Origin of the sequence: Propionivibrio sp. (assembly GCF_049316945.1) — a bacterium.
Taxonomy (GTDB): Bacteria; Pseudomonadota; Gammaproteobacteria; order Burkholderiales; family Rhodocyclaceae; genus Propionivibrio.
Window position 1 is genome coordinate 1 of the sequence record NZ_JBMOJE010000269.1, and the last position, 3,396, is coordinate 3,396.

The 3,396-nt window shown below is 55.8% G+C and carries 4 protein-coding genes and 1 pseudogene; 2 read left to right on the forward strand and 3 right to left on the reverse strand.

Annotation, left to right across the window (positions count from 1 at the left end; all coding sequences use genetic code 11):
- Positions 1-290: 290 nt before the first annotated feature.
- Positions 291-626 (forward strand): XRE family transcriptional regulator, encoded by a 336-nt coding sequence (locus ACOYNV_RS26785; protein WP_422902870.1) that lies wholly within the window; start codon positions 291-293, stop codon positions 624-626.
- A 1-nt stretch (position 627) separates the two neighbouring features.
- Positions 628-1,941 (forward strand): type II toxin-antitoxin system HipA family toxin, encoded by a 1,314-nt coding sequence (locus ACOYNV_RS26790; protein WP_422902871.1) that lies wholly within the window; start codon positions 628-630, stop codon positions 1,939-1,941.
- Positions 1,942-2,386: 445 nt separating this feature from the next.
- Here ACOYNV_RS26790 and ACOYNV_RS26795 read toward each other — a convergent pair whose 3' ends face one another.
- The 3 genes and pseudogenes from ACOYNV_RS26795 to ACOYNV_RS26805 all read right to left on the reverse strand — a co-directional run bounded on the left by ACOYNV_RS26795 (position 2,387) and on the right by ACOYNV_RS26805 (position 3,282).
- The gene (locus ACOYNV_RS26795; RefSeq protein WP_422902872.1) at positions 2,387-2,635 is read right to left on the reverse strand and encodes a BrnA antitoxin family protein; all 249 of its coding nucleotides are present in this window, start codon (positions 2,633-2,635) and stop codon (positions 2,387-2,389) included.
- A gap of 4 nt (positions 2,636-2,639) precedes the next feature.
- Positions 2,640-2,849, reverse strand: a pseudogene (locus tag ACOYNV_RS26800) (BrnT family toxin); the annotation flags it as partial.
- Between the two features lie 184 nt (positions 2,850-3,033).
- Entirely contained in the window at positions 3,034-3,282 is a 249-nt protein-coding gene (locus ACOYNV_RS26805) for a hypothetical protein (RefSeq protein WP_422902873.1), read from the reverse strand.
- Positions 3,283-3,396: the final 114 nt, after the last annotated feature.

Below are 3,396 nucleotides of genomic sequence, written 5' to 3' on the forward strand. Positions count from 1 at the left end.
TTGCTCTGGAATCACTGTCCAGTTTGCCGTGGAATCAGTGTCCAGGTTCGCGTGGAATGGGTGTCCAGATTGGTGTGGAATACGCACCGGTAGGCTAAAACCGGCATTCTTTGGGTCATCTGCGTAGTAACACCCTTGGAAATGTTTCCGCCTTCGAAATCCGTCCCTCGCCAGTATTCATAGGGCTCATCTAAATGTAACGATACAGAGCTGCAATTTATAGCTTTTTGTGCTATTATATCGGTATGTCGAAAACTACCAAAGCCATCCAACAACTGCCTCCGGCTACCTTGGGCGCACTCCAGAAACTGGGGGCCGACCTGGCGGTGGCCCGCTTACGCCGCAAGGAATCGCTGCGCACTTGGGCAAAGCGCTTGGGAGTCACCCTCTCCACGCTCCAGCGTCTCGAAGCCGGCGACCCAACAGTGAGCATCGGCATCATCGCAAGCGCCTTGTGGCTCATCAACCGAGATGGTGAGCTGGGAAACTTGGCGGCACCAGAACAGGACCAGGGCGCGCTCGAGCTGAACGTTCGAGCAGCGGTGGAGCTCGGCCAAGCCCGCGCGCAGGCCTCCGCGGACGCCCGCATGCGCGCAGCCCCCCCCAACAACAGCAAGAAGGACTGAAATGCGCCTGGATGACTTGTACCTTTGGTACCTGGGAGACCCGATGCCTCGCTACGTAGGTGCCTTGAAGCTGGTTGCCGCCGGCAAGGGCGTCTCGCTCCGCTACGCCGGGGACTGGTTGGCCAATGGATTCGCACTCAGCGAGGACCTGCCCCTTGTGGACAACGAGTTCTCCCCGCCCGGGCGACTGAGCGCCAGCGCGCCCCGCGCAGTCGGTGCCGTGGATGATACGCGCCCAGACCGCTGGGGTGAAAAAGTCATCCGGTTCATCGACAAACCCAAGCGCACGTCGTTGATGGAGTTTCTCTACTACGCTGGTGACGAGCGCTTCGGGGCGTTAGGGGTCTCGACCTCACCCACCACCTACCTCCCCCGAAAAGGCGGTCCCCTGCCGCGTTTGGCGCAAGCCCAAGACCTCAGCGAGGTTGTGGCCAAGATTGAAGCCGGTGACGCCTTGACTACTTTCGAAGCCAAAATCATTGAAGGGGGTGGCAGCCCTTTAGGCGGCGCGAAGCCCAAGGCCCTTATCGACATCGAGGGCGAGCAGTGGGTCATTAAGTTCTTCAACAACGAGTACGTCGACGCTCCGCTCATCGAGCACGCAACCATGACGTTAGCAGCCCTGGCTAGCATCAACGTCGCCCAGACCCAGGTCATTCACCTCGCGGCGGCGAATGCCTTGGCCATTCGGCGATTCGACCGAGTGGATGGCCAGCGCATTCACAGCATCTCGGCGGGAACCGCTATCCGAGCGGCCACTCCGGCCGGCACCGAGCCAGAAATGGGATATCCGCAACTCGCCCGAATCCTACGCAGAGTCGGGGTAAGCCAGGGCGACGCGCATCTGGCCGATGCCCAAGAGCTGTTCCGCCGAATGGTGTTCAACATCCTGGTCGACAATACCGACGACCACGAAAAGAACCACGCGCTGTTAGTGGTGAATCCCACTGCCAATGGACGGCTGAGACTGGCCCCGGCGTATGACGTACTCCCCACCAACTCCGGCCAGGGCTATCAAGAGTTCATCTGCGGGGCGTACGGACAAGAGTCCACGCTGGTCAACGCGATGTCCCAGTGCGATGCGTTTGGGCTTCAGCCAGCCCAGGCCGCCGCACAAGTCGTCCAAGTCATCGGGGTGGTCAACGCCTGGCGCGCGCATTTTGAAGCCATCGGGGTGTCGAGCAGCGACCTGGAGAGCTTGGCAGAGCACCTCGACGGTGACGAATTGCTGAGCCAGCGACAGACGTTTGACGCCGACCGGTATCTGGGAGCGCCGCCCAAACGAAGGCCGACAAGCCCATTTCGAAGGACTTGACGCGCGGACTCACCCTTCTTCACGCGAGAAAAACTTCTTGACGCCGCCGGCTGCCCAGTCGACGGTCGTGCCCATCTTGATGTCGTAGTGCTTTGCGACCATTTGGCAATTTGTGAGTTTTTTTGTGCTCAGGTATAGCGTTCGCGCAGGGCAAGGGGGGGTTACTACGCAGATGACCCATTCCGTCACGAATATCAAACCAAGCTTGTCTTGTAGGGCTTGGGCTGGAGTTTTGCATAACGGGCATACGAAACGTCCCGTATGCCCCCTTCTAATAGGCAATCCTTCGGCGGATAGGGCTGTAGGCAAGCGTTCACTAATGACCCATTACCATGCAATAATCATGGGAATAGGACTAATTAATAAGACGAATAATTAATGGAGGTGGTGTGGGAAAACCACACATAAGCCTTGTGGCTGGAGCATGCAGATGGCAGGGCTTGAGTTAGGCGGCCTTCAATTCTTCTCGGATTACTCTCCGAAGAGTTTCTTCCGTCACCGGTTCTGCATGCGGCATCATTGCTTGGCGCAGCGCATCATTGATAAGGGTTTGATACCCCTTACCTTCTTTTGCGGCATTCGCCCGAAACACATCCAATATGTCTGAATCCAGATGAATGGTTATCCGGCTTTTGTTGCTAGCGCTAATTACGGCGCCCCGCTTGGCGTTGCTAAAGTCGTGTTCAGTTTCCATTTGGTCACCTACCATATTGTTTCCGTTGTTGCGGGACTGCTTTTCTCGCAGAGATGATTCGGATTGTGTCCGGATCCCGATAGGCGTAACAAACCACCAAGATACGGCCGAAGCCGTCCATGCCCAAAGTCAAAAAACGCTGTTCACCATAGCTCGTGTCTTCGTCGGTTAATGCGAATTCGTCGTAAAAGACGCCCTCTATATCCGCAAAGGCGACTCCGTGCTTTCAAATGTTCTCCGCGTTCTTGGTCGGGTCAAAGTCAATGTCCACGCCTCAATTATACATACTTTATACATACAATCAAGGACTCGGCCTGGTAGCGTGCGTAAGCCCGCGGCTTTGTCTTCATTGAGAGCGCCGAGTTGGTAATGCCTGACATCCGACAAGGTGAATGTGTCTATTCTTCGCCGTTGATCTGATGGTTTTGTTCTGTATTTTCTTCGTGTTTTTTTATCTCAAATCTGGGTTTTCTTCGCCTTCTTCTTCCGCTTTTTTGTTCTACCTTCTTGTCCTTTTCGTAATTCTTCGACACGTGTTTTTGCGGCGCATCGTGGTTCCTGGAGGAACCCAAACCCACGATGAACCCACCAGAAGTCGCGCCTGCCTCGGTTGCGAGGAATTTTTCGAAGCGAATCGACGTCTTCATAAGCTATTTCCTATGTAGTGAAGGCGTAGTGCCTACCGGGTATAGCTTGAAGGTTTCGGCATGTTATCTCGCGCCCCTATGGAGCCATTTGAATCGCGGCTTAATGGAGCCACC